General features: G+C 72.2%; 23 protein-coding genes. 18 read left to right on the forward strand and 5 right to left on the reverse strand.

Going from position 1 to position 26,034, the window contains the following annotated elements; translation table 11 throughout:
• Positions 1–5 precede the first annotated feature (5 nt).
• Together L7N97_RS21525 and L7N97_RS21530 are read left to right on the forward strand one after the other, a co-directional pair.
• Positions 6–416, forward strand: coding sequence for a heme-binding protein (locus tag L7N97_RS21525; protein ID WP_237480307.1), 411 nt, complete (start codon positions 6–8; stop codon positions 414–416).
• Positions 417–441: 25 nt separating this feature from the next.
• Positions 442–921: a GNAT family N-acetyltransferase gene (locus L7N97_RS21530; RefSeq protein WP_237480308.1), complete on the forward strand. Its 480-nt coding sequence runs from the start codon at positions 442–444 to the stop codon at positions 919–921.
• Positions 922–927: 6 nt separating this feature from the next.
• Here the strand turns inward: L7N97_RS21530 and L7N97_RS21535 are convergent, their stop codons facing one another.
• A complete protein-coding gene (locus L7N97_RS21535; RefSeq protein WP_237480309.1) occupies positions 928–1,683 on the reverse strand; it encodes an SGNH/GDSL hydrolase family protein in 756 nt (251 codons plus the stop codon).
• A complete protein-coding gene (locus tag L7N97_RS21540) occupies positions 1,661–2,830 on the reverse strand; it encodes an OpgC family protein (protein ID WP_237480310.1) in 1,170 nt (389 codons plus the stop codon). Before L7N97_RS21540 ends, L7N97_RS21535 begins: the two co-directional genes overlap by 23 nt.
• A gap of 235 nt (positions 2,831–3,065) precedes the next feature.
• Between L7N97_RS21540 and L7N97_RS21545 the strand changes: the two genes are divergently transcribed.
• Entirely contained in the window at positions 3,066–4,277 is a 1,212-nt protein-coding gene (locus L7N97_RS21545; RefSeq protein ID WP_237480311.1) for an NADP-dependent isocitrate dehydrogenase, read from the forward strand.
• Positions 4,278–4,352: 75 nt separating this feature from the next.
• Positions 4,353–6,230, forward strand: coding sequence for a potassium transporter Kup (locus L7N97_RS21550; protein WP_237480312.1), 1,878 nt, complete (start codon positions 4,353–4,355; stop codon positions 6,228–6,230).
• A 33-nt stretch (positions 6,231–6,263) separates the two neighbouring features.
• On the opposite strand, the gene L7N97_RS21555 is transcribed toward L7N97_RS21550, so the two are convergent.
• Positions 6,264–6,776, reverse strand: coding sequence for a pilus assembly protein N-terminal domain-containing protein (locus tag L7N97_RS21555; RefSeq protein ID WP_237480313.1), 513 nt, complete (start codon positions 6,774–6,776; stop codon positions 6,264–6,266).
• Between the two features lie 295 nt (positions 6,777–7,071).
• Between L7N97_RS21555 and L7N97_RS21560 the strand changes: the two genes are divergently transcribed.
• The 7 genes from L7N97_RS21560 (at position 7,072) to L7N97_RS21590 (ending at position 13,982) form a co-directional block, all read left to right on the forward strand.
• Positions 7,072–7,233, forward strand: a complete 162-nt coding sequence (locus L7N97_RS21560; RefSeq protein ID WP_237480314.1) for a Flp family type IVb pilin — start codon at positions 7,072–7,074, stop codon at positions 7,231–7,233.
• A 192-nt stretch (positions 7,234–7,425) separates the two neighbouring features.
• Complete coding sequence (locus L7N97_RS21565; RefSeq protein WP_237480315.1) at positions 7,426–7,932, forward strand: A24 family peptidase; 507 nt, start codon at positions 7,426–7,428, stop codon at positions 7,930–7,932.
• Between the two features lie 50 nt (positions 7,933–7,982).
• Positions 7,983–9,797: a hypothetical protein gene (locus L7N97_RS21570; protein WP_237480316.1), complete on the forward strand. Its 1,815-nt coding sequence runs from the start codon at positions 7,983–7,985 to the stop codon at positions 9,795–9,797.
• A gap of 67 nt (positions 9,798–9,864) precedes the next feature.
• The gene (locus tag L7N97_RS21575) at positions 9,865–10,572 is read left to right on the forward strand and encodes a glycosyltransferase family 39 protein (RefSeq protein WP_237480317.1); all 708 of its coding nucleotides are present in this window, start codon (positions 9,865–9,867) and stop codon (positions 10,570–10,572) included.
• A 156-nt stretch (positions 10,573–10,728) separates the two neighbouring features.
• The gene (gene istA / locus L7N97_RS21580; RefSeq protein WP_237480318.1) at positions 10,729–12,243 is read left to right on the forward strand and encodes an IS21 family transposase; all 1,515 of its coding nucleotides are present in this window, start codon (positions 10,729–10,731) and stop codon (positions 12,241–12,243) included.
• A gap of 14 nt (positions 12,244–12,257) precedes the next feature.
• A complete protein-coding gene (gene istB / locus L7N97_RS21585) occupies positions 12,258–13,001 on the forward strand; it encodes an IS21-like element helper ATPase IstB (RefSeq protein ID WP_237478215.1) in 744 nt (247 codons plus the stop codon).
• Between the two features lie 96 nt (positions 13,002–13,097).
• Positions 13,098–13,982 carry a hypothetical protein gene (locus L7N97_RS21590; protein WP_237480319.1) on the forward strand — a complete coding sequence of 295 codons (885 nt, stop codon included), beginning with the start codon at positions 13,098–13,100 and terminating at the stop codon, positions 13,980–13,982.
• Between the two features lie 253 nt (positions 13,983–14,235).
• Here the strand turns inward: L7N97_RS21590 and L7N97_RS21595 are convergent, their stop codons facing one another.
• Positions 14,236–15,750, reverse strand: a complete 1,515-nt coding sequence (locus tag L7N97_RS21595; protein ID WP_237480320.1) for an NAD(P)/FAD-dependent oxidoreductase — start codon at positions 15,748–15,750, stop codon at positions 14,236–14,238.
• Positions 15,751–15,939: 189 nt separating this feature from the next.
• Here L7N97_RS21595 and L7N97_RS21600 point away from each other — a divergent pair, with 189 nt between their 5' ends.
• From L7N97_RS21600 to L7N97_RS21620, 5 genes are all read left to right on the forward strand, one after another.
• Positions 15,940–17,940: a hypothetical protein gene (locus L7N97_RS21600; RefSeq protein WP_237480321.1), complete on the forward strand. Its 2,001-nt coding sequence runs from the start codon at positions 15,940–15,942 to the stop codon at positions 17,938–17,940.
• Between the two features lie 70 nt (positions 17,941–18,010).
• Positions 18,011–18,826, forward strand: a complete 816-nt coding sequence (gene cpaB, locus L7N97_RS21605) for a Flp pilus assembly protein CpaB (protein WP_237480322.1) — start codon at positions 18,011–18,013, stop codon at positions 18,824–18,826.
• Positions 18,823–20,367: a type II and III secretion system protein family protein gene (locus L7N97_RS21610; protein ID WP_237480323.1), complete on the forward strand. Its 1,545-nt coding sequence runs from the start codon at positions 18,823–18,825 to the stop codon at positions 20,365–20,367. Before cpaB ends, L7N97_RS21610 begins: the two co-directional genes overlap by 4 nt.
• Before the next feature lie 34 nt (positions 20,368–20,401).
• Positions 20,402–21,148: a CpaD family pilus assembly protein gene (locus L7N97_RS21615; protein ID WP_237480324.1), complete on the forward strand. Its 747-nt coding sequence runs from the start codon at positions 20,402–20,404 to the stop codon at positions 21,146–21,148.
• Complete coding sequence (locus L7N97_RS21620) at positions 21,145–22,398, forward strand: CpaE/TadZ family protein (RefSeq protein WP_237480325.1); 1,254 nt, start codon at positions 21,145–21,147, stop codon at positions 22,396–22,398. The genes L7N97_RS21615 and L7N97_RS21620 overlap by 4 nt, the downstream gene beginning before the upstream one ends.
• Before the next feature lie 241 nt (positions 22,399–22,639).
• Here L7N97_RS21620 and L7N97_RS21625 read toward each other — a convergent pair whose 3' ends face one another.
• Positions 22,640–23,071, reverse strand: a complete 432-nt coding sequence (locus tag L7N97_RS21625; RefSeq protein ID WP_237480326.1) for a VOC family protein — start codon at positions 23,069–23,071, stop codon at positions 22,640–22,642.
• Between the two features lie 218 nt (positions 23,072–23,289).
• On the opposite strand from L7N97_RS21625, the gene ada reads away from it, so the two are divergent.
• Together ada and betC are read left to right on the forward strand one after the other, a co-directional pair.
• Positions 23,290–24,372: a bifunctional DNA-binding transcriptional regulator/O6-methylguanine-DNA methyltransferase Ada gene (gene ada, locus L7N97_RS21630; RefSeq protein ID WP_237480327.1), complete on the forward strand. Its 1,083-nt coding sequence runs from the start codon at positions 23,290–23,292 to the stop codon at positions 24,370–24,372.
• Between the two features lie 120 nt (positions 24,373–24,492).
• Entirely contained in the window at positions 24,493–26,031 is a 1,539-nt protein-coding gene (betC, locus tag L7N97_RS21635; protein ID WP_237480328.1) for a choline-sulfatase, read from the forward strand.
• Positions 26,032–26,034 lie beyond the last annotated feature (3 nt).

Genomic DNA, 26,034 nt, shown 5'->3' on the forward strand with positions numbered 1-26,034 from the left:
GCGCGGTGCGCTCCCGCCCCGAGCTCCAGGCCGCCGACGTGCGGGCCCTGATGGCGGCGGCCCGCGCCGAGGCCGAGGCGCGCGGGCTCGCCGTGACGGTCGCCGTGGTGGACGCGGCCGGCGTGCCGCTCGCGCTGGAGCGGCTCGACGGCGCGCGCCTCCACACGCCCGAGGCCGCGATCCTGAAGGCGCGCACGGCCGCGGTGGTCCGCACGCCCACGGCGGACCTGCAGACGGCGGTGGCGGGCGACCCGGCGCTGCTGGCCTTCCCGGATCGCTTGCCGCTCGCGGGCGGGGTGCCGCTCGTGCACGGCGGCGAGGTCGTGGGCGGCGTCGGCTCGTCGGGCGGCGAGCCCGAGGACGACCTGCGCGTCTGCGCCGCCGCGGTCGCGGCCCTGGCGAAGCTGGCCGGATGACCCGGCGAAAGGCGAGGCGGTGACCGTGAACTCCGTCCCGGCCGTCCGCCGGCTCCGGGCCGGCGACGCGGAGGCCGCCGCGGCCCTGGTCCGCTCCGCCTTCGCGGCGCAGGACGCGGCCACGGACCCGCCGTCCTCGGCGCTGCGCGAGACCGCGGACAGCCTCGGCGCCTGGATCGAGGCGGACGGCGGATGCTGCGCGGAGGAGGGTGGCGCGCTCGCGGCCCTGCTGCTGTGGGCGGAGCGGGACGGCGGCCTCTATTGCGGGCGCCTCGCCGTCGCGCCCGCGGCGCGGGGCAGGGGCCTCGCCCGCGCCCTGATGGCGGAAGCCGAGCGCGAGGCGCGCCGGCGCGGGCTGACGCGGCTGCACCTGCGGGTCCGGCTGGCCCTGCCGGGCAACCTCGCGTTCTTCGCCGCGACCGGCTTCCGCGAGGTCGCCCGCGAGGCCCACGCGGGCTACGCCGAGCCCACGACCTCCGTTATGGAGAAGCGCCTGGACCCGTGAGGGCCGTCACGGCTTGGCGGCGGCCACGCTGCGGCGCGCCCGGAAAGCGGGGGACTGCGCGGCGATCTGGTCGAGCACGGCGCGGGCCAGGAGGCCGTAGCCGCGGTCCGTCATGTGGAGGCCGTCGGACCCGATGAGCTCGGGCGCCGTGATGACCCCGCCGTCGATCCAGCCGCGCATCAGCGCGAACCGCCGCACGACGTCCACGTGCTCCTGCGCCGCCACGGCGCGCACGGCGTCGACGAATCGCTCCTTCGCGTCCGCCCGCTCGATCACGGGCGACCACTGCGGCTCCATGAGCAGCACCTCGGCGCCGCTCGCGCGGATGGCGTCGATGCCGCTCTTCAGCTCGGCCTGGAACCGGTCCATGGGCACGCCGCGCAGGGGGTCGTTGCTGCCCGTCTGCCAGATCACGAGGTCGGGGTGGCGCGACAGCACGTCGGCCTGGAGCCGCTTCGCCGTCTCGTCGATGTCCTCGCCGGCCACGCCCTCGTTCAGCACCGTCACGGCCGGATGGCCGGCGTAGCGGTCCTCGAACAGGCGCTGGAGCTGCGCCGGGTAGCTCATGGCGGGCCCGCTGGCGCCGGTGCCCTGCGTCGACGACGAGCCGAGCGCCACGATGGAGAAGGGGGCCGCCCCGGCCTGGGCGCGCGCCGGCGCGGCGAAGCCGGAGGCCGCGAGGGCGAACAGCGCCAGCAGCGCGGCGGCGAGCGGGCCGGGGCGCGGCACCTTCGGGCGGTCATCCGGCGGGGCGAACGGCATCGGGCGTCAATCCTGCGGGGGCACGGGCGGCGCGGGCCGCCCTGCGGGCGTCGAGGGCCAGCCCCGCCGCGAGCAGCGCGCCGAGGCCGACGATGTTGACCAGCAGTTGGGTCGCGACCGTGACGCCCGCGGCGCGGAAGATCAAGCGCCCGGCGAGCGCCAGCACGCAGCCGAGCGAGAACACGGCCAACGAATTGCGCCCGCAGGCCAGGACCGGCCGCAGCGCGGCGCTGCGCGCCACCGCCAGCATGCGCGGCGCGGTCAGCACGATGTAGACCTGCGCCAGCACGTCGGCGAGCCGCCAGGGCGACACGTAGGTCTTGGGCTCGTTGCCGAGGATGCCGATGATCGGGCTCGTGGCGTAGAAGTCGCCGGGCAGGGGCTGCGGCCACAGGTGCCACGCGTCGAGCACCAGCAGGCAGCCGAGCGCGTAGGCCCAGCACAGCAGGAGCAGGGCGGGCGGCGGCGCCCGCATCAGCCGGAACCCGCGCCGCACCGCGATGGCCAGCGCCGAGCCGAGCACGAACAGGAGCTGCCAGGTGAACGGGTCGAAGTACCAGTGCGCCGCGTCGGCGCGATCGACGACGTTGGGCAGGTTCCAGCGGAACAGGTTCGCGAGGCCCCACAGCAGGGCCGAGGCCGCAAGGGTGCCCGGCACGCTGCGGGCGAGGCCGAAGCGCACGAGCGGGAAGGCGGCCAGCAGCAGGATGTAGAGCGGCAGGATGTCGAGGTAGGCCGGCAGGGCGCGCAGCGACACGCCGCGCAGCGCGCCCTTCCACCCGTCGCGCAGCATCGGGCCGATCACCACCGACTGAAAGCCGATGGCCCGCTCGGCCCAGCCGACGATCACCAGCGTGCAGAGCAGCAGCAGCACCTGGACGCCGTAGATGTGCAGGCAGCGCCGGAACACGCGCCGGAGCCCCACCGCGAGGCCGTGGCGCTCGAACACGCTGTTGTAGGCGTGGGTGGCGGAGAAACCGGCGAGCAGCACGAACAGCTCCGCCGCGTCGCTGAAGCCGAAGTTGTGCAGCGTGTAGTCGGCGAGGACGTTCTTGGGGATGTGGTCGACGAAGATCGACAGCAGCGACAGGCCGCGCAGCAGGTCGACGCGCGGGTCGCGGGGGGACGAGACGGGGCTGGACGGCAACGCTCTCCTCCCGGTGTCGGACCGCACCGCCGTCGCGCCAGACAGGGTCGACGGGCCCGAGGCTAGGGCGATCCTGCCTTTCCGTCACCTGTCCGCGGGGCGGCATCCCCCTTGCTTCGGCGTTCCCCTGCCGCGGGTTTCACTCTATAGCGGCGACGGGTCCTTCAAGCCGCGCCTGGCGCAGCGCGGCCGACCACGCGGGAGACGGGCGCGCCAGCCCGAGGGAACGGTCAGCATGGACAAGATCAAGGTCGCCAACCCCGTCGTCGAGCTCGACGGCGACGAGATGACCCGCATCATCTGGCACTACATCCGCGACAAGCTGATCCACCCCTACCTCGACGTCGACCTGCACTATTACGACCTGTCGGTCGAGCACCGCGACGCCACGAACGACCAGGTGACGGTGGACGCCGCCGAGGCGATCAAGAAGCACGGCGTCGGCGTGAAATGCGCCACCATCACGCCCGACGAGGCGCGCGTGAAAGAGTTCAACCTCAAGGAGATGTGGCGCTCGCCCAACGGCACGATCCGCAACATCCTCGGCGGCGTGATCTTCCGCGAGCCCATCATCTGCCAGAACGTGCCGCGCCTCGTGCCGGGCTGGACGCAGCCCATCGTCATCGGCCGCCACGCCTACGGCGACCAGTACCGCGCCACCGACTTCGTCGTGCCCGGCAAGGGTCGCATGACCATCAAGTTCGAGGGCGACGACGGCACCGTCATCGAGAAGGAGGTGTTCAAGTTCCCGGGGGCCGGCGTCGCCCTGTCGATGTACAACCTCGAGGACTCGATCCGCGACTTCGCCCGCGCGTCGCTGAACTACGGCCTGATCCGCAAGTTCCCGGTCTACCTGTCGACCAAGAACACCATCCTGAAAAAGTACGATGGCCGCTTCAAGGACATCTTCCAGGAGGTCTACGAGGCCGAGTTCAAGGACCGCTTCAAGGCCGCCGGCATCACCTACGAGCACCGGCTGATCGACGACATGGTGGCGGCGTCGATGAAGTGGTCGGGCGGCTACGTGTGGGCCTGCAAGAACTACGACGGCGACGTGCAGTCCGACACGGTGGCGCAGGGCTTCGGCTCGCTGGGCCTGATGACCTCCGTGCTGATGACGCCCGATGGCAAGACCGTGGAGGCCGAGGCGGCGCACGGCACGGTGACGCGCCACTACCGCGAACACCAGAAGGGCAAGGAAACGAGCACCAACTCGATCGCCTCGATCTTCGCCTGGACGCAGGGCCTCGGCCACCGCGCCAAGCTCGACGGCAACGAGGCGCTCGGCCGCTTCGCCAAGACGCTGGAGAAGGTCTGCGTGCAGACCGTCGAGAGCGGCTTCATGACCAAGGACCTGGCGCTGCTGGTCGGGCCGGACCAGACCTGGCTGTCGACGACCGGCTTCCTCGACAAAGTCGACGCCAACCTGCGCGCCGCCATGGCCTGACGCGCCGGAACTTAAGCGCGGGCTCACCCGTAGAGCCCGCGCACCAGCGCAACATATGACACCGAGCGGACCGGCATGGGTGAAGCCTCGACGACGTCACCCGCCGGGGGATTCACCCCGGCCAAGATCATCGGCTCGCTCGGCATCGTGTTCGGCGACATCGGCACGAGCCCGATCTACACCTTCCGCGAATGCCTGAACGCCGCGGGGAAGGGCGCCGACCCCGCCACGGTCACCGACCTCCTGTCGCTGATCCTGTGGACGCTCTTGATCGTCGTGACGCTGAAATACGTCGTCTTCGTCATGCGGGCCGACAACGAGGGGGAGGGCGGCATCGTGGCCCTGCTCGGCCTCGCGCGCGAGGAGGAGCCCTCGTCCCGCCTGTCCCACCTGCTGCTGATCGCCGGGCTCGTCGGCGCGGCCCTGTTCTTCGGCGACGGCATGATCACGCCCGCCATCTCGGTTCTGTCCGCCGTCGAAGGTCTCGACACCGCGACGGCCTTCTTCCACCCCTACATCGTGCCCATCACGGTCGCGGTGCTGGTGGCGCTGTTCCTGGTGCAGTCGCGCGGCAGCGCCAAGATCGGCTTCCTGTTCGGCCCCGTCATGGTGGTCTGGTTCGCGCTGCTGGCCGTCACGGGCGCGGTGCGCCTCTTCGCCCACCCGGCCGTGCTGGCGGGGCTCGACCCGCGCCACGCGATGGCGTTCCTGGCGACCCACGGCACCGTGTCGCTGGTGGTGCTGGGTTCGGCCTTCCTGTCGGTGACGGGCGCGGAAGCGCTCTACGCCGACATGGGCCACTTCGGCCGCGGGCCGATCCGCCTGTCCTGGAGCAGCCTCGTGCTGCCCGCGCTGGCGTTGAACTACCTGGGGCAGGGGGCCAACGTGCTCGTCGACCCCGACGCGCTGCACAATCCGTTCTACCGCATGTTCCCGGGGTGGGCCATCTACCCCGTTGTGGGTCTCGCGGCGCTCGCCACGGTCATCGCCAGCCAGGCGGTGATCTCCGGCGCCTTCTCGCTGGCCCAGCAGGCCATCCAGGTGAGCCTGATGCCGCGCCTCGACGTGCGGCAGACCTCGGACGAGGCCGCGGGCCAGGTCTACGTGCCCCAGGTCAACTGGATCCTGATGGTGGCCGTGATCGGGCTGGTGCTCGGCTTCGGCTCGTCCGAGCGGCTGGCCTCCGCCTACGGCATCGCCGTGTCGGGCACCATGGTGATCACGACCCTGCTGCTGGCCGTGGTGGCGCGGAAGCGCTGGCGCTGGGGCCTGCCGCTCACGGTCGCGGTCATCGGCGCCTTCGGGGTCGTCGACGTCGCCTTCTTCGTCGCCAACGCGCTGAAGGTGGCGGACGGCGGCTGGTTCCCGCTGCTCGTGGGCGCGCTGGTGTTCATCGTCATGTCGACGTGGCACCGCGGCCGCACGCTCGTGGTCGAGCGCATGGACGAGGAGAACTCCGCCATCGAGGCCTTCGTGCGCGACGGCGCCCCGAGCCTGCACCGGGTCAAGGGCACGGGCGTGTTTCTGGCCTCGCCGCGCGGCACGATCCCGGCCTCGCTGGCCGAGAACATCCGCCACAACAAGGTCCTGCACGAGCGGGTGGTGCTCCTCACCGTGATCACCGAGCCGACGCCCTACGTCCCCGCCGAGCGCCGCATGGTGGTGCAACCGATGGACCAGAACATCAGCCGCGTGTTCCTGCACTTCGGCTTCGCGGAAAGGCCCGACGTCCCCCGGGCGCTGGCGCTGGACGGGGACCGGTTCTCCATCGACCTCGACGAGACGTCCTTCTTCGTCGGGCGCGCCCTGTCGGTGCCGGGCAAGCGGCGGGGGCTGGCCCCGTGGCGGGAGCGCCTCTTCGCCTTCCTCAGCCACAACGCGGTGGGGGCCGCGGACTACTTCGGCCTGCCGCCGGCGCGAGCCGTCGAGATCGGGATGCAGGTGGACCTGTGACGCGGCGGCCGGCCGGGCGCCGGCGCCCCGCGCTCACTGCCCGGGCGGGCCGTTCGACGTCGCGGCGGCGCCGGACGCCAGCCCGTTGCGGGTCTTCACGTCCTTGACGTTCTCGCGGAAGAAGTCGTGGTTGTCGCCCAGCGTCACGGTGGGCTGGCAGCGCGGCTGGCAGGCGTAGGTTTCCCGGTCGGCGCCCCGCTGCACCACCACCATGGACGGCGGTTCGCGCACCCGTAGGGCCGTCTCCGACAGGAGGCGCCCGCTGCCGTCGAGGAACAGCAGGTTGGTGTCGCCGTAGCCCCGGCCGGTCAGGATGACCTCGCCGCTGTTCCGCAGCATTGTGACGTCGGCGATGATCGGGTTGCCCACCACCACGGTCTCCGTGCTGGGCGGGAAGCGCATGATCTGGGCGCGATCGAGCAGCACCGTCACGGCCCTGTCGGCGGCCGAAGCCGACCCCACCGCACCGGTGAGGAGCGCTGCCGCGAGCGCCGCGACCCGTCGCAGGCCCGGGCTGCGCCGCGGCGCGGTTGTTGCGGACGGCATGGGCGCAGATTCCCCGAGGTGACGACGCGCGCAGCATGGCGCGCGACGGTCAACGGAGCGTGAACCCCGGCGCCGGCCGGCTCCCGAACGCGCCCGCGACCTGCCGCGTCACGCCGTGGCGGTCGTGCATCCCAGTCATGTCGAATTAACCACACGTGGCAAACGCGGCGCCGATCCGCGTTTAGTCGCCCGGTTTAAGGACTTCGCAAGTGCTCATCCTTAGGGTCATGGTCATCCCGAACGCGCTGCGGCCTGCGTGTGGCGGGTGAAGACCCCAGCAATCACGGAGCCTACCATGAGCATCCTCAAGCGTTTCGCCAAGGACGAGTCCGGCGCCACCGCGATCGAATACGGCCTGATTGCCAGCCTGATCGCCGTCGTGATCATCGGCGCCGCCCGCGCCCTCGGCACGAAGCTGACGACCACGTTCGGCAACATCGCCGCCAACCTGAGCTGAGGCGCCGCCGCGGGGGCGCGGGATCGCTCCGGCTCCCGCCTCCGTCCAGTCGACGACGAGCGTCCCGATCGACGGGGCGCAGCCTTTCCTGAAAGGGCGGAGCGAGACGTTTCGCTCCGCCCTTTCCGTGCGCGGCCTCCCGCCGGCCCTCCGGCGCCCGGCTCCGAACCCGTCCCGCCCGAGGTGTTGCCGATGCTGTCCGCCGCCGCGCTGATCCTGTTCCCGTCGCTGATGGCCTATGCGGCCTCCTCCGACCTGCTCACCATGACGATCGCCAACTGGATCTCGGCCCTGCTGGTCGTGGCGTTCCTGCTGCTCGCGGCCGTGGCCGGCATGCCGGTCATGGAGGTGCTCCAGACGCATCTCGCCTGCGGCGCCGCGGTGCTCGCGCTCACCTTCACGCTCTTCGCCTTCGGTTGGATCGGCGGCGGCGACGCCAAGCTGGCGGCCTCCACCGCCGTCTGGCTCGGGTGGGACAACCTCTACGCCTACGGCCTCACCACCTCCATCATCGGCGGCGCGCTGACCCTCGCCATCCTGCGCTGGCGCCTGTCCGACCTGCCGGCCGTCCTCGACCGGCAGGTCTGGGTCAGGCGCCTGCACGCGGCCGGCAACGGCGTGCCCTACGGCATCGCGCTCGCGGCCGCGGGCCTGATCCTGTACCCGGACACCGCGATCTGGGCCGCCGCGGCGACCTGAATCCCTCTTTCCGTCGCCCGCCCGTCACGACGTCCGCCAGCGAGCGATCCATGAGCAGCACCGCCGTCGCCCCCGTGCCGGCCGCGCGCCGCGTTCCGCCCTGCGCCAGGCGCGCCGTGCCGCGGCCGGGGCCGATCCTGCTGTCGCTGCTCGTCGCCATGCCGCTCTCGCTCGCGATGTCCTGGGGCAGCGTCGTCGCGGTCTGGACCACCGGCGACTTCGTCAACACCGACGACGCCATGCGGGCCGTGCAGATCCGGGACTGGATGGCCGGCCAGCCCTGGTTCGACCTCGCGGCGCACCGCTTCGGCCTGCCGCCGGGGGTCTTCTCGCACTGGTCGCGCGTCGTGGACGTGCCGGTGGCGGCCCTGATCCGCCTCTTCGGACTGGCGCTGGCGCCCGAGATGGCCGAGCGCGCCGCGCGGATCGCCTATCCGCTCGCCCTCCAGGCGGCGCTGGTGGCCGCCGTGGGCTACGCCGCGCGCGTCCTGGCGGGGGCCGCCGCGGTCGTTCCGGCCGGCCTGCTCGTCGTGCTGGGCGGCATCGGCTGCATGCAGTTCGAGCCCGGGCGCATCCACCACCATTCCCCGCAGATCGTGCTGCTGACGCTGATGGCCGGCACCGCGCTCGACGCGCTGGACCCGGCCCGCGCCCGCCGCGCCGCCCTCACCGCCGCGCTGGTCGCCCTGTCGCTGGCGATCGGCCTCGAGAACCTGCCCTTCGTCGCCGTGGTGCTCGCCGTCCCGGCGCTCGCGTGGGCGGTCGCCGGCGCCCCCCAGCGCCGGGCGCTGCTGTGGTTCGCGGGCGGGCTCGCCGTCTCGGTCCCGGCCGTCTTCGCCGCCACGGTGGCGCCGTCCCGCTACGGCCTCAGCTTCGTCGACGCCCTGTCGCTCATGCACGTGGCCGGGCTGGTCGGGGGTGCGGCGGTCCTGGCGCTCGCCGCGCGGCTGACGCCGCATCTCCGGACCGCGCGGGCGCGGTGGGCCGTCCTGGCCGGCGCCGGCGCGGCGCTCGGAGGGACGGTCGTCCTGCTGTTCCCCGAGGCGCTGCACGGCCCCTTCTACGGCATGGACCCGCTGCTGCGCCCCTTCTGGCTCGACGAGGTCCAGGAGGTGCGGCCGCTGCTGCGGCTCGCGCGCGAGGTGCCGGGCACCGTGACCATCCTGATGGCCCCGATGGCGATCGGCGGTCTGTTCGCGATCCTGGCCTGCGCGCGGACGCACGGCCTCGCCCGCGCGCGCTGGGCGGCGCTCGTCGCGCTGCTGCTGGTCGGCTTCGCCGGCAGCGTCTGGGCGATCCGCGTGGCCTCCTCGCTCCAGCCCCTCGCGCTCCTGGGCGGGGCCTGGGCGGTCGGCCGCGCCTGGACCGACGCTCACCGCGACGGGCGCGTCGCGGCCCTGTGGCGGCCGGCGGTGCGCGCCGCGCTCTGCTCCTCGGTCGCCTGGGCGCTCCTGCCCTGGCCCGCCGCGGCGATCGTCGGCGGTGAGCGGGGGCCGTCCTGCCTCGCCGCCTCCGCGCTGGCGCCGCTGGCGGCCCTGCCGCCCGGCACGGTCTTCGCGCCGATCGATTCCGGCCCGTTCATCCTGGCCCACACCGGGCTGTCGGTGCTGGCGGGCCCGTACCACCGCGACAACGCCGGGAACAGGGCCGTGATCGAGGGCTTCCTGGCCGAGCCGGAGGCCGCGCGGGCGCTCGTGCGCGCGACGGGAGCGCGCTACCTCGCGGTCTGCGGCGAGCAGACGGGACTGGAGAGCGCCGCCGCGCAGGCCGGGCTGGCGGCGTCGCTGCGGGACGGGCGCGTGCCGGCCTGGCTGGAGCCGCTGCGACTCGGGCCGACGCCGTTCCGGGTCTACGCCGTGCATTGAGCAGTCGATGCCCTCCCCACGATCGCCCGCGCACCATCTGATTGTGGGTTTGCGGTGCTTCGCGGCCGTGCCCATCGCCCGATTTCGTGCCAGCGCGCCGGCTCGGTCCGGGCGTCTCTGGCTCTTCACTGTGGTCGTCTTCGCGGTCCTGGTGCTCGCCGCGGCGGCCCGCCTGCGACTCGACCTAGCCGCCCCGCTCTGGCTTGACGAGAGCTGGACTGGCGCGTTCGCCGCCGAGCCCACCCTCGCCGGACTTACGGAGCAGGTCCGAAACGACCCAAACGCGCCGGCTTATTACTACCTGATCTGGGCTTGGGTCCGGATCTTCGGCCTATCCAACGTGGCGCTGCACCTGCCCAGCATGGCCATGAGCTTGGCCGCGCCGGGATTGGCTTGGGCCGGCCTCCGGCGTCGGCGACCGCTCGTCGCCCTCATCTGGGCTGTCCTTCTGGCCACCTGGACACCGGGCTTCGAACAGGCAGACGAAGCTCGCTGTTACTCCCTGCTGTTTTGCGCCGCAATCGTCGCGATCGGGGCACATGTCGCGTTGCTGGAGGCGCCCTCGCTCCGCCGCGCGGCGGCCTGGGCCTGCTGCGCAGGCTTCATGACGCTGGTTCACTACTATGCCGGGATGCTGGCCCTCGCGCAGGGAGTTGCCTTTGTGATGTTGCACCGCAGGCGTGCCCTGCGGCTTTGGCCGGCCGCGCTGCCTTTCGTCCCGGCCTTCGCCTGGATTGCGGATTCCGATCGAAGCCGGCCACTGATTCCGAGATGAAGCCGGCCGCCATTCCGATTTGATGCCGGCCACCGTTCCGAGATGAAGCCGGCCACCCTGATCCGGCAATAGCGTCCCCGCAGGTCAGCAACCGCGGCACCCTGCCTCGCCCCCCCACGCGAGGAGATCGGGATGCCGGCCAGGAGAGAGCTGACGATGCGACAGATCCGACACATGCTCCGGCTCGCCCGCGACGGGGTGAGCGCCCGCGAGATCGGCCGAACGCTCGGCATCGCGCGGTCCACCGTCCAGGACAACCTCGCCCGTGCGTCAGCGGCGGGCTTGGCTTGGCCGATCGATGAAGAGATCACCGACGCCGTCCTCGAACAGCGGCTGTTCGACCGCGTCGGCGTGAAGCAGGGCGTCAGACGACGCGTCGAGCCAGACTGGCCGTCGATGGTGCGCGAGATGCGCAGGCCCGGCGTCAACCTGATGGTTCTCTGGGAAGAGTATCGTGTATCTGAGCCCGGCGGCTACGGTTACTCGCGCTTCTGTGATCTTTACAGGGAGTTCGAACGCCGTGTCACGCCGGTGATGCGCCAACACCATGCCGCCGGCGACAAGGTGTTCGTCGACTATTCCGGCAAGCGCGTGCCCATCGTCGATCCCGCCACCGGCGTGGTGAGACAGGCCGAGATCTTCGTGGCGGTGCTGGGCGCCTCCAGCCTCACCTACGCCGAGGCGACGTGGACCCAGGCGCTGCCGGACTGGATCGGCGCCCACGTGCGCCTGTTCGACTTTCTGGGCGGCGTGCCGCGCCTGGTGGTGCCCGACAACCTCAAGAGCGGGATCAACAAGGCGTCCTTCTACGATCCGGAGATCAATCGCTCCTACGGCACCATGGCCGAGCACTACGGCATCGGCGTGCTGCCGGCCCGGCCGAGGAAGCCGCGCGACAAGGCCAAGGTGGAGAACGGCGTCCGCTTCGCCCAGAGCTACATCCTGGGACGCCTGCGGGCCCAGACGTTCTTCTCGCTGGCCGAGTGCAACGCCGCCATCGCGGCCATGGTGGAGCGCATCAACGCCCACCCCATGCGCCGCCTCGGCACCACGCGCCGGGCGCTGTTCGAGGCCGTGGAGCGGGCCGCCCTGCTACCCCTGCCGTCGGCACCCTACGTCTTTGCCGAGTGGCGGCTGGCACGGGTCAACCTCGACTACCACGTCGAGGCTGCCGGCTTCCTGTACTCGGTGCCCCATGCGCTGATCCGCGAGCAGGTGGACGTGCGCCTGACGGAGCGCACCGTGGAGGTGTTCCACCGCGGCCAGCGCGTCGCCGCCCACGACCGGCGTTATGGCGGCGCCCGGCACGGCACCGACGTCGAGCACATGCCGAGCGCTCACCGGCGCTACGCGGAATGGACGCCGGCCCGCTTCGAGCGCTGGGGCCGGGAGATCGGCCCCGAAACCGAGGGCCTCGTCATCGCCATCCTGCGCGGGCGTCCCCATCCCGAGCAGGGCTTCCGCACCTGCCTGGGCGTGCTGCGCCTGTTTCGCGGCCTCGCCCCAGCTCGGGCCGAGGCCATCTCCGCCCGGGCCACGGCCATCGGTGCGCTCACCTACAAGAGCATCGCCTCCATCATTGCCAACAACCTCGACCGAAAGTCTCGAATAACAGAAACGACGAAGATCATCGATCATCCGAACCTGCGCGGCGCAGGCTACTTCCACTGATAGGAGACTTGACGATGCTTGCTCATCCCACACTCGAACTTCTGCACGGCCTCGGCCTGCACGGCATGGCGCAGGGCTACAAGACCCTGGACGGGAACCCGGAAGCGCAGGCGCTGACGCACGCCGAGTGGCTCGGCATCATCCTGGAGCACGAGAAGACCCTGCGCGAGCAGAAGCGCTTCGAAACCCGCGCCCGCGCCGCCCACCTGCGCCATCCGGCCAGCGTCGAGGATGTCGACTACCGCGCCCATCGCGGCCTCGACCGTGCCCTGTTCCTCAAGCTGTCCGGCTGCGACTGGATCCGAAGCCGGCGCAACCTGGTGATCACCGGGCCGTGCGGTGTCGGCAAAAGCTGGCTCGCCTGCGCGCTCGGCCAGAAGGCCTGCCGGGAGGACCTGTCGGTCCTGTACTACCGTGTGCCGCGCCTGTTCGCGGCGCTCGGTCTGGCGCGCGGCGACGGCCGCTATGCCAAACTGCTCAAGCAGCTCGCCCGCGCCAGGCTGCTGATCCTCGACGATTGGGGCCCTGAGCCCCTCAGCGCCGAGCAGGCGCGCGACCTTCTGGAGATCGTGGAGGACCGCTACGACGCCGGCTCGGTGCTGATCACCAGCCAGGTGCCGGTCGACCGCTGGTACGAGATGATCGCCATCCCGACCCTGGCCGATGCCGTGCTGGACCGCCTGATCCACAACGCCTACCGGATCGCGTTGTCCGGCGACAGCCTGCGCAAGCACCGCCCTGCCGACCAGCTGGCTTGACCCGAAACACTCCTCGACCGATCTACGAACCCGACCAGCGGGGCGCCATCGCCGTGGCCGGCTTCAGATCGGAACGGTGGCCGGCTTCATGTTGGAATGCTGGCCGGCTTGAAATCGGAATACCCGGCCGGCTTCGTCGGAATCTGCACCTGGATCGGCTGGAATGCGCCACGCATAGCCGACTTCGCCCAGCCCGGCGTGGCTTGGTACGATTGCCTGTCGATCGCGGATCTGCCCTTTGCGTTGGTCGTTCTGGCTGGCGGGCCGCTGATGTTCGCTGTCTTCGCGGCGACGTTCCTTTCCAACATCCTGCTGCGGTCACAGCCGCAGCCAGTCGCTCACGGTGAGCCGGATGGGGGCGACGCCGCGCTGTGGTGGGCTGGTGGGGCAACCCTGGCGGCTGTCGCGGTTTGCCTCGGGATCGCGATGCTGCGGCCGACCTTGACCTACCGTTATCTCACGCCCTTCGCGCCGGGTATCATGCTTCTCGCGGCCGCGGCCGCGGTCCGGCAGGGCAGGGCGCCTGGTGTGGCGGCGGTGGCGCTCGCGGCCGGAGCCCTGGTCGCCACGGCGCTGACCCTGACGGCAGGGGTATCCCCGCTTCAGCGGATCTACAATTTCGAGGTCGCTTCGGCGTGGTTGGCCGAGAAGAGGCCCTCCCGCCTCGTCTTCTTCTGGGATCATCCCTCGACTCCCGTCATGGCGCGCAGCCAGCTCGACGCGATCGGCGGGTTCTTTCTGCGGCGGGCCGGCCTGCCGGTCGAGGTGATCCCGATCCGCCCGACGGAGGACGACATGAACGGTCCCGTCCTGGCGGCGGCCGGACCCGACGCGGCCGTGATCTGGATGTACGACGTCCTCATTCACCGCACGAGCGCCGGGACACACCCGCCTCGACTGTCAGCGCTCGCTCCGCGCTTGGAATGTCGGAATTTCGCGGCCTTCAACATCGGCGTCGTTGCTTGCCGGCAGCGGTCCTGAGCGGGAGGACGCCGGCCTGAGGTCCATGTCCGAACGTCCGGGGAGGCGGCCACGCGCACGCGGACCCGCCGCGCCGAAGATCCTGGCGGCTTGCGCCGCAACGCGGTCACGCGCGTCTGCGGTGGAGGAGGTCGCGACCTGTGCCCCAAGCTCGCGGCCGCGTCTCCGTCCTCCAACATTGTAGCTTCGAACGATGCGTGGGGGGAAGGAGGCGGGACGGCGTGGGTGCCCGACGCCGGGCGGAAGGGTCCTACTAAGCCACCGCCCGTGTCGCCGCGCGCCGTGGCACCAGCCGCTCGCTCGCCAGGGCTTCGCGCACACCGGACTCGCCCGCTTCGCCGTATTCGGCGTCCTCGTTGACCTGCCACACGTCGTACAGGCGCTCGCCCGCCAGGATGTTGCGGACCGTCAGCATGGCGGTCATCATCGCATGGTCCTGGTTGTTGTACTTGTGCATTCCGTTGCGGCCGACGAGGTGCAGCGTCGGGAAGCTCGATTCGAGCTCCAGCCGCACCATGCGGACGTTGTGGGCATAGTCCTCGTCGTAGACCGGATAGGCCTTGGGCTGGCGCACCACGCAGGCGTCCACCACGTCCTCGGACCGGATCAGGCCGATGTGGTCGATCTCGCGCTTGGCCAGCGCGATCAGATCCTCGTCCGGCGCGGTCCACAGCCCGTCGCCCTCGAAGCAGAAATATTCGAGCCCGAGGCAGGTCGTGTCCGGGTCCGGGATCAGCTCCGGCGACCAGGAGCGGAAGTTCTGCACGCGCCCCACCGAGACGGCGGGGTCGTGGATGTAGACCCAGTTGTCGGGGAAGTCGTCCGCCGTGCGGGCGATCAGCGCCACAGTGAGGAAGTCGCGGTAGCGCAGCGCGCGGGCGTGCAGCGTGCTGATCGGGGCGGGCTTGATGGCGTGCGACAGGTCGTGGATCGCTGCGGAGGAGATCACGTGGCGCGCCGTCACGACCGAGCGCTCGCCCGCCCCCGACACGAGCGTCACCGTCCACAGGCCGGCCGCGGCGTCCCAACTCATCGTGTCGAGCGCGCGGTCCATCGTCACGCGGCCGCCCCGCGCCGCGATCTTGGCCGCCGCCGCCTCCCACATCATGCCCGGTCCCTTGCGGGGATAGCGGAACGAGGCGATCAGCGTCTTGATCGTGTCGCCGCCCTCCCTGCGGCGCCCGAGGCCGAGCGAGCGCGTCAGCGCGTCCCGCAGCGCCGAGGACAGGCTGAGCCCCTTGATCCGCTGCGCCGCCCAGTCGGCCGAGATGGCGTCGCAGGACATGCCCCACACCTTCTCGGTGTAGGTCTTGAAGAAGATCGAGAAGAGCTTCTCGCCGAAATTGTTGCGCACCCACTGGTGGAAGGTCGCGGGCGCCGGTACGGGGCGCAGCTTGGCCCAGGCGTAGGAGGCCACGCAGGCCGTGCTGGTCACGAGCCCGAGGTTGCGCAGCGCCTCGAAGGCCTTCAGCGGATAGGCGTAGAACTTGCCGCGGTAGAAGATGCGCGACAGGCGCGGCCGCTCGACGAAGTCGTCGGGCAGGATCTCGTTCCACAGGTCGACCACCTCCTTCGACTTGGAGAAGAAGCGGTGGCCCCCGATGTCGAACAGGTAGCCCTTGTAGTTCACCGTGCGGCTGATGCCGCCGACGTAGACCGGGTCCCGCTCGACCACCTGGACGTCGCGGCCCGCCTTGCTCAGGAGGTAGCCGGCCGTCAGGCCCGCCGGACCGGCGCCGATGATCAGGATGTCGGTGTCGGGCCGCATGGTCGTGGTCCTCAGGGTGGACGAGCTCCGGGCACCCTGTGACGCCCGATGATCCGCCGCCGAGGATGCAGGCCCGTCGTTGCATTGAGGTAAACGGACCCTCTCGCCCGCCTCGAACCGCGCCTTAACCTGTTCACCGCTGTGTTCGCCCTCGGAGCGTCCCCGTCCGGGGACCATTGGGAGTGGGCCATGCAGGACGCCGCCAGGAGCCGGCGGGTGGGAGGCGGCTCGCGCCGACCCGAGGTCGCCGCGGTCTGGTGGGCCGCCCTCGTCCCGCTCTTTCTCCTGCTTCACCCCTACCGCGGGCTCGTGCAGGACGCGCGCATCTACATCGGGCGCGGCCTCGCCGACCGGGACCCGGCCGGGGTGGGGCAGGACATGATGTTTGCCCACGACGCGCAGACGAGCTTCTCCCTCATGCGCGGGCTCGTCGACGCCGCATTGCACGTCGCCAGCCCCGGAGAAGCGTCGATGGCCCTGGCTTTCCTCGGCGGCCTGGCCTGGCTCCTCGGCGCCGCGGCGCTGATGCGGGCGCTATCGAGCGGCCGCACGGCCTGGGCCGCCATGGTGTGCGTCATCGCACTGCCGGCCACCTACGGCGCCTACGGGGTCTTCAGCTACATCGAGGCGGTCGCGACCCCCCGCATGTTCGCCGAGGCCGCGGTGCTCGGCGCGCTGGCGGCCTCGACGCGCGGGAAGCGCCTGCCGTGTGTCGTCCTGCTCGGCCTCGCCGCGGCGTTCCATCCGCTGATGGCCTTGCCCGGCGTCGCGATCGTCGCAGTGTCCCTGATCGGCGAAGACCGGCGATGGCTCGTCCCGGTCGCCGCGGCCGGCGGTGCCGTCCTCGCCGCCGCGGTCCTCGGGATCTCGCCCGCGGACCGCCTGCTCCGGCCCGTGGACCCGACCTGGCTCGCGATCCTGCGGGGGCGGTCCACCTACCTGTTTCCGAGCCAGTGGCCGACGGCGTCGTTCGGCCCGATCCTGTGTCAGGCGGCGACGGTGCTCGCGGCGGCCGCGCTCGCGGCCGGCCGCCGCCGCGTCCTCCTCCTGTCCATCCTCGGTGTCGCCGCCTGCGGGCTCGCGGGGAGCTGGGCCTTCGGCGACCTCCGTGCGAGCACGCTGGTGGCCCAGGTCCAACTGTGGCGCTGGCTGTGGCCGCTGGCCGTGGTGGGCCAGGCGTCCCTGGCCCTGGTCGCCGTGGCGCTGTGGCGGCGCGGTGCTGTGGCGCGCCTCGCCCTCGCGACCATCGTGTGCATGAACCTGATGTCCGCCCTGCTGCCGGGCGCCGCCCTCCTGGCGGCCGTGGCGCTCGCCCTGGTCGCGGCGACCCTGCGGCAGGTCGCGATCGCCCGTGCGCCGTTCTACGCCCTCTGCATGGCGGTCGCCGCGCTCGTCCTGTGGCTCAGCGACTTCGCCGGATCGACTCTCGTCCTCGTCAGCGTGCTCCGGTCCGCCGCCGCGGAAGGGGGGGCGGTCGATTGGCCGATGGTGGCCGCGATCGGCCTGCCGTCCGTGCCGCTCGCCGCCGGCGCGATCGCCCTGGCGCTCCCGTCCGCGCCGCCTCGGGGGTGGTCGGCCCCGCTCGGTTCCGCCCTCGCCCTGGTCTGCATCGGTGCCGCGGCCGCCTGGCTGTGGGACGGGCGGTCGGCCGAACGCCGCCTCGTCGACGACCCCGCCGGCGACCCCGCCCTGCGGGCGATGGTCGGGTCCGCGCCCGGCGACGTGTTGTGGATCGACGACGACAGCGAGGGCTGGTTCCTGCTCGGCCGTCCCGCCTTCCTCAACGAGGCTCAGGCCGGCCCCATTCTGTTCTCGCGCGACCTCGCGGTGGAATGGGCGGACCGCGCCGCGCTGCTGCTGGACCTCGGTCTGGTCCGGCCCGAGAACGTGCATCCCTGGCTCTCGACCCATCGCTCCGCGCGGGACCTCGTCCTCACGGTCGACGGCGTGGCGAGGTTCTGCGCCGATCCGCGGCGGCCGGCGGCGATCGTCGCCCCGGGAGACCAGCGCGGGGCCGCCCCGCCCGGCGCGCAGGCCGGGCTGTGGCGACCCGCGACGCCCCTGACGCGGCCCGTCCCCGACGACGCAGGCATCCACTGGCGCTCCATCGCGCTCCTCACCGTCATCCGCTGCGGCGGCGATCCGGCCCGCGCGGATCTCACATCGGTCGGATCGGTCAGGATCTATTAACCATGGCTTGACCTTTGGCTGCCTTACTGTGCGGGAAGCGCGCCGTCCCCGGCGCGCCCCGGGCCGGGCCATGAAGAAGTCGCGTATCATCGTCCTGTTTCTGGCCCTCGCGGCCGCTGCCGGCGCGTTCATGATGGCGGGCGGTTCGAGCCCGCCGCCGCCGGCCCCCGTGGCCGCGCTGCCGCCGCCCCCGCCGCCCCCGCCCACCACCGACGACGTGCTGGTGGCCGCCAAGGACCTGCCGCTCGGCACCCGGATCGGGGACGGCGACATGGACTGGCGGAGCTGGCCCAAGGACGCGATCCCGGCCGGCATGCTGCGCAAGACCCAGGACCCGAAGGCGCTCGACGAATTCAGGGGCGCGACGGTGCGCTCCGCCATGGTGGCGGGCGAGCCGGTCCTCACGGGCAAGCTCATCAAGGGCGACGGCGGGCTGATGGCGGTGATCCTGCCGTCCGGCAAGCGCGCCGTGGCGATCAACATCGACAGCCAGGGCGCCACGACGGCGGGCGGCTTCATCCTGCCCAACGACCGCGTCGACGTGGTGCGGACCTACCGCCAGGACGCCAAGCCCGGCCTGCCGACCACCGGCGGCGACAACTTCACCACCGACACCCTGCTCACGAACGTCAAGGTGCTGGCCATCGGCCAGAACGTCCAGGAGAAGAACGGCCAGCCCGTGGTGGTGGGGTCCAACGCCACCCTGGAACTCGACCCCGCGCAGGCCGAGACCGTGATCCTCGCCCAGCGGACGGGCCAGCTGTCGCTGGTGCTGCGCTCGGTGCTCGACGCCCATCAGGCCGAGGCGCCGTCGGTGGTCCACGAGGCCGCCCACGGCCTGTCGGTCGTGCGCTACGGCACCGTGTCCGAGGACACCGGCCGATGATCCGCGCCGTCCCCCGCCGCTCCGCCGCCGGCGTGCTCGCGCTGGCCGCCCTCGCCGCCCCGGTCCCCATGCCGGCCGCCGCCCAGACGCCCGTGCTGGTGCCCCGGGTGAAGAGCGCCGCCTCGATCCCCGCGCCGAACGTGCTGAAGATCCTGCCCGGCGCGCGCACCCAGAACCTCACCATGCCGGTCGGCAAGTCCATCATCGTCGACCTGCCGGAGGACGCCGCCGAGATCTTCGTCGGCAAGCCGGAGGTCGCCAACGCCACGGTGCGCTCGCCCCGCCGCCTCTACGTCATGGCGCTGTCAAAGGGGCCGACCACGATCTTCGCGCTCGACAAGGACGGCCGGCAGGTCGCCATCCTGTCGATCAACGTCAACGACCGGGACGTCGGCGCGCTGGAAGGCATCCTGCGGACGGTGCTGCCCGACGACGATGTCCGCGTCCAGGCGGTCGACGACTCCGTCATCCTCACCGGCACCGTGGCATCGGCCGTCGACGCCCAGCGCGCGATGGACATCGCCACCGCCTTCACGGGCTACACGGCCGTCGGCACCGGCGGCACGACGGGCGGAGGCGGCACGGGCGGCGTGTCCGTGTCGGCCGGCACGCCCCTGGTCGTGCCGGGGCGAATCATCAACTCGCTGATCATCCGCGGTCAGGACCAGGTCACCCTCAAGGTGTCCATCGTCGAGGTGCGGCGCGACGTGGTCAAGCAGCTCGGCGTCGACCTCACCGGCGCCTGGCGCTCCACCGCCGCGGCCGCGGCGACGGACGGCGTGCTGTCGAGCGCGAACTCCTCCGTCGGCAACGCGGCGACGCTGAACTACCTCGGCCAGCGCAACTCGCTGTCCGCGACGCTGCGCGCCTTCGAGAGCACCGGCGTCGCCCACGTCCTGGCCGAGCCCAACGTCACGGCCGTGTCGGGCGAGACGGCGAAGTTCCAGGCCGGCGGCACCATCCCGATCCTGCAGGCCGCCACGACCGTCACGACGGCCTTCGGCATCCCGACCTGCACCTACGTCCAGCAGCAATACGGCGTCAGCCTGAACTTCACCCCCACGGTGCTGTCCGGCGGCCGCATCTCCCTGCACATCTCGACGCAGGTCGTCGAGGTCGATCCCAACGTGGCGACGCCCGCCACCAACGCCTGCGGCTCCATCCCGGGCTTCCGCCAGCGGCAGAACGAGACCACGGTCGAGCTGCCGTCGGGCGGCTCGCTGGCCTCGGCCGGCCTCGTGCAGCAGACGAGCCAGCAGACGCTGTCGGGCACGCCGGGCCTGTTCAACCTGCCGATCCTCGGCGCGCTGTTCCGCTCGCGCCAGTATCAGCGCAACGAGACCGAGATGATGATCGTGGTGACGCCCGTCATCGCGCGGACGCTGCGCCCCGACCAGGTCAGCAAGCCCGACGACGGCTTCACCGACCCGACCGACCCGCAGGCGATCCTGCTCGGGCGCATGAACCGGATCTATTCGCGCGCCGACAACCCCGCGCTGGCCAAGCAGTACCGCGGCCGCGTCGGCTTCATCAACGATTGACGGCCGCCCGTCCCTCCGCATCCCGGGATCGACCATGACCCTCCTCCGGCCGCCTCCGCGTCGTGTCCTCCGCGCGATCCTGGCGATCTCCGTCGTCGGCGCCGCCCTCGCGGGCTGCTCCCACGTCGACCGCACGGTCGCCACCTCGGCGATCCCGGTCGACTACCACCAGCGCCACCCGATCGTGCTGGCCGACGCGCCGCGCTCGCTCGACATCTTCCTCGCCACCGGCGACAGGCTCGACTACCGGCAGCGCCACGACCTCGAAAGCTTCGCCGCCGAATTCCGCGCGGAAGGGCGCGGCCGCATCCGCGTGCTGGTGCCGCGCGGCGTCGACCCCGTCGCCGCCGACGCGACCCTGATGGCGGTGCGCCGCGGCCTCGCGGCCTCGGGCGTGCAGGGCGCGATCGAGGTCGGCAGCTACAGGGTCGCCGACCGGCGGCTCGCCTCCGCGCTGCACCTCAGCTTCCTCAAGCTCCAGGCCGGCACGGCGCGGCCCTGCGGCGACTGGCCCGAGGACCTCGGCCCGGGCGACACCGCCTTCGACCTGTCGAACCGGCCCTATTCCAACCTCGGCTGCGCCACCCAGCAGACGCTGGCGGCGCAGACCGACGATCCCCGCGACCTCGTCCGCCCCCGGGCGGAGGAGCCCGGCGACGTCTACATGCGGGTGCGCCCGATCAAGGACATCCGCGGCGACGTCACGTCCGACGTGCCCCGCGGCGTCGACCCGAGCACCGTGTGGACGCAGTCCAACCTCGTTCCGATCGGTGGCCGATGAGCTTCGACCCGTCCCGCACCTCCTCCGAGGGGCCCGCCATCTCGCCGGTGCCGCGGATCACCCTGCAGGCCTTCTGCGAGACGCCCGAGATCGCCGGCCTGATGAACGAGGCCATGGCGGACCGGCGCATGAGCCGCGCGCATGCCAAGGTCCACATGGGCGGTGCGCCGGCGGCCGTGGAGGCCTACCGCACCGCGCCGACGCCGAACCTCATCGTGATCGAGACGACGGGCGACCGCGACACGCTGGTGACCCACCTCGACCGGCTCGCCGAATACTGCGACAGCGGCACCAAGGTCGTGGTGATCGGCCGCCTCAACGACATCGTCCTCTACCGCGAGCTGATCGGGCGCGGCGTCAGCGACTACCTGGTCGCGCCCTTCGCGGTGCTCGACCTCGTGCGGGCGCTGTCGCACCTGTATTCCCACGCCGCGGCGCCGCCGGTCGGCCGCATGGTCGCGGTCACGGGCGCCAAGGGCGGCGTGGGGGCCTCGACACTGGCGCACAACGTCGCCTGGTCGATTTCGCGCTCCTTCGACATCGCGACCACCATCGTCGACCTCGACCTGCCCTACGGCACGGCCGGCCTCGACTTCAACCAAGACCCCCCGCAGGGCATCGCCGAGGCGGTCTTCGCCCCGGACCGGCTCGACGCCAACCTCGTCGACCGGCTCCTGTCGAAGTGCACCGACAAGCTGTCGCTCCTCGCGGCGCCGGCGGTGCTGGAGCGCGCCTACGACTTCGGCGAGACGGCCTTCGACGGGCTGTTCGACATCCTGCGCTCCACCGTGCCGGTGGTGGTGCTCGACGTGCCGCACGGCTGGACCGCCTGGAGCCGCCGCGCGCTGATCGGCGCCGACGAGGTGATGGTGACGGCGGCGCCCGACCTCGCCAGCCTGCGTAACGCCAAGAACCTCGTCGACGTGCTGAAGGCGGCGCGACCCAACGACGCCGCGCCGCGCCTCGTGCTGAACGGCGTCGGGCTGCCCAAGCGGCCCGAGATCGCCGCGGCGGATTTCGCGAAATCGCTGGAGATGCAGCCGACCGCCGTGGTGCCCTTCGACGCCAAGCTGTTCGGCACGGCGTCCAACAACGGGCAGATGATCGGCGAGGTCGAAGCGGGCGGGCGCACGGCCGAGCTCTTCGCCGAGCTCGGCCGCACCGTGATGGGCCGGACCGAGCCGCGCCGGGGCAAGAAGACGCTGTTCGACCCGTTCGTGGCCCGCTTCGCGCGCAAGAAGGCGTCCTGATCCCGGCGCCGGAACGCCCTCGCGCGGATCGGGCCGCGCCCGCCCCGCGGGGCCGCGGGCGTGGGAGCTGTCCCGCCTCGCCGGTTCCGCCGGGGCCCGTCCACGTTGTGGTCCGCACGCGCGGGCGCCGGAGGGGTCATACGAAATCCGTTCGATCCCTTCGGGATGCGGATTTCGGCTTCGCTCATGCGCCGCGCGGGCTGGTGATACGGCACCCCGGCCTGTTCGGCCGGATGCCGTATCACTCCTGCCGACCGTCCCCGTCGGGCGCGTCGAAGACCTCGACGTCGCTCCCCGGCCGCGCCCGGTAGTGGTCGAGCCGCGACCGGAGCGAGTCGACGTGCAACTCCAGCCGGTGCCCGTCGGGATCGAGCATGTACAGCGACGCGCCCTCGCTGCGGTTCTCCCGCCAGATCGGCGCCGCCGCGCGGACGCGCTCGCACAGCGTGCCGAAGTCCTCTGGCGCGGCGCTGAAGGCGACGTGGGTGTAGTCCTCGCGCGCCGTCACGGGGCCGACCGACAGGCAGAGCCACAGCGTCCCGGCTTCGAGGTAGGCGCCGTCCGGCCAGCGGGCCCTGACGGCGAGGCCGATCAGGTCGCGGTAGAAGGCGAGCGACCGGTCGAGGTCCGACACCGCCAGCGTGACGTGGTTGAGACCCGATACCCCGGCCATCGACGCCCCTCTGGCTCGCGTCCGCGCCTGCGATGGGCGCGGACCGTGGTCGCAGCCGCCTGCGGTTCGGTGCTCGGCACCCATCGTCGATGGGGGCAGCGTTTCCGCGGGACGGGCCCGAGATGATACGACCCGTCGTCCGATTCGAAAGCAAGGGTCGGAGTTTCAGCCGGCCGGCCTCGCGCCAGTCTCGCCCCGTCGTTCAGCGAGGTTCGGACATGCACAGCCATCGGGAAGGGACGCACGTCGGAGCGTCCGTGGTCGACGATCCGCGTTGGGCGCTGGTGCGGGCGCGCGACAAGGCGGCCGACGGCCGATTCTGGTATTCGGTCGCGACGACGGGCGTCTACTGCCGCCCGTCCTGCGCGTCGCGCACCGCCAATCCGCGCAACGTCGCCTTCCACGACACGCTCGCCGACGCGAAGGCGAGCGGGTTCCGCCCCTGCCTGCGCTGCAGGCCCGAGGGCCCCTCCGCCGAGGAAGCCGCCGCGGCCCTGGTCACGAGGGCCTGCCGCGCGATCGAGGACGGCGAGACCCCTCCCTCGCTCCAGGACCTCGCGGCGGCGGTGGGCTGCAGCCCCGGCCACCTGCACCGGACCTTCAAGGCCGCGACCGGGCTGACCCCCAGGGACTACGCGGCGGCGCGCAGGGCCGAGCGGGTCCGCGAGGGGCTCTCCGCCGGCGCCTCGGTCACCGAAGCTTTCTACGAGGCTGGCTTCAACTCCAGCGGGCGCTTCTACGCGCAGTCCACGGAGATCCTGGGCATGACCCCGACGCGCTACCGCTCGGGCGGCGCCGACGAGGAGATCCGCTTCGCGGTCGGCCGGTCGTCCCTGGGCGCGGTCCTGGTCGCGACGAGCGGCAAGGGCGTCGCCGCCGTGCTGATCGGCGACGAGCCCGACGCGCTCGCGCGCGACCTCCGGCGCCGCTTCCCGCGCGCGAGCCTGATCGGCGGGGAGCCCGGCTACGGGCGGCTCGTCGCCGACGTGGTGGCGCTGGTCGAGGCGCCCCGCCACGGGCTCGGCCTGCCCCTCGACGTGCGCGGCACCGCCTTCCAGCAGCGGGTCTGGAAGGCGCTGATGGACATCCCCGCCGGGGAAACGGCCTCCTACGCGGAGGTCGCGGCCCGGATCGGCTCGCCCGGCGCCGTGCGCGCGGTGGCGGGGGCCTGCGCGGCGAACAACATCGCGGTCGCGATCCCCTGCCACCGCGTAGTGCGGAGCGACGGCGCGCTGTCCGGCTACGCCTGGGGCGTCGAGCGCAAGCGCGCGCTGCTGGCCGCGGAACGCGCGGCGACCTGAGGCGGCCCGCCGCGGCGGCGCTCCGGCCCCGTCGCCTCCGGGGCAGGAACGACCGCCTTCCCGTCAGCCCCCGCGGCCGGCGGCTGATCGACTGGGGCGCCCCCTCCCGCAGCGGAAGCCATGACCGAATCGAAGCCGAACATCCTCATCGTCATGGTGGACCAGTTGGCCCCGCGCTTCCTGCCGATCCACGGCCACCCCCTGGTCCGGACGCCGCACCTCGAACGCCTGGCCGCGCGCGGCGTGGTGTTCGAGCAGGCCTACTGCAACAGCCCGCTCTGCTCGCCGTCCCGCACCGCCTTCATGACGGGGGCGCTGCCGTCGCGCACCGGCGGCTACGACAACGCCGCCGAGTTCCGGTCCGACATCCCCACCTTCGCGCACTACCTGCGGCGGATCGGCTACCGCACGGTGCTGTCCGGCAAGATGCACTTCTGCGGACCCGACCAGCTCCACGGCTTCGAGGAGCGTCTGACCACCGACATCTACCCCGCCGACTACGGCTGGACGCCCGATTGGGAGCGTCCGACGGAGCGGCCGAGCTGGTACCACAACATGTCGTCCGTGACGGACGCCGGCCTCTGCGTCCGCACCAACCAGATGGACTTCGACGAGGAAGTCGCCTTCGCGGCCGAGCGGGCGATCTACGACCACGCGCGCGGCCGCGACCGCCGGCCGTTCCTGATGGTGGCGTCGCTCACCCACCCGCACGACCCCTTCGCGATCACGCGGCCCTACTGGGACCTCTACCCGCACGAGGCGATCGACCTGCCCCGCGTCGGAGCGGCCGACGTGGCCCTCGATCCCCACACGGCGCGCCTGCGCCACGTCTGCGCCATGGACGCCGAGCCGGTCTCGGACGAGCAGGTGAGGAACGCGCGCCACGCCTATTACGGGGCCGTCTCGTTCTGCGACGCCCAGCTCGGCCGCCTGACCGACGCCCTGGAGGCCGCGGGCCTCGGCGACACCGTCGTGGTGTTCCTGGGCGACCACGGCGAGATGCTCGGCGAGCGCGGGCTCTGGTACAAGATGAGCTTCTTCGAGGGGGCCTGCCGCGTGCCGCTCGTGGTGTCGGCGCCGGGCCGCTTCGCGCCGGGGCGCGTGCGCGCCTCCGTGTCGCTGGTCGACGTGCTGCCGACGCTGGTCGAGATCGCCGGCGGCGATCCGGACGCGCTCGCGAGCGCCATCGACGGGCGCAGCCTCGTGCCGCACCTGTCGGGCCGGGGCGGCCACGACGAGGTCCTGGGCGAATACCTGGCCGAGGGCGCGCTGGCGCCGATCGTCATGCTGCGCCGCGGGCGCTGGAAGTTCGTCCACTCGCCGGCCGACCCGGACCAGCTCTACGACCTCGGCGCGGACCCCGAGGAACTATGCAACCTCGCCGGCTCGGGCGAGCACGCCGGAACCGTGGCGGCGTTCCGGGCCGAGGCGGCGCGGCGGTGGGACATCGCCGCGCTCGACCGCTCGGTGCGCGACAGCCAGCGCCGGCGCCGCCTCGTCGATGCGGCGCTCGCGAGCGGCGTCACCAAGCCCTGGGACTACCAGCCGTTCCGCGACGCCACGAAGCAGTACATGCGCAACACCATGGACCTCGACGACCTCGAGGCGATGGCGCGCTTCCCCCGCGTGTCGGCCCGCGGGGGCGAGCCGGAGCCGTGAGGC

Source organism: Lichenibacterium dinghuense (assembly GCF_021730615.1).
GTDB lineage: Bacteria > Pseudomonadota > Alphaproteobacteria > Rhizobiales > Beijerinckiaceae > Lichenihabitans > Lichenihabitans dinghuensis.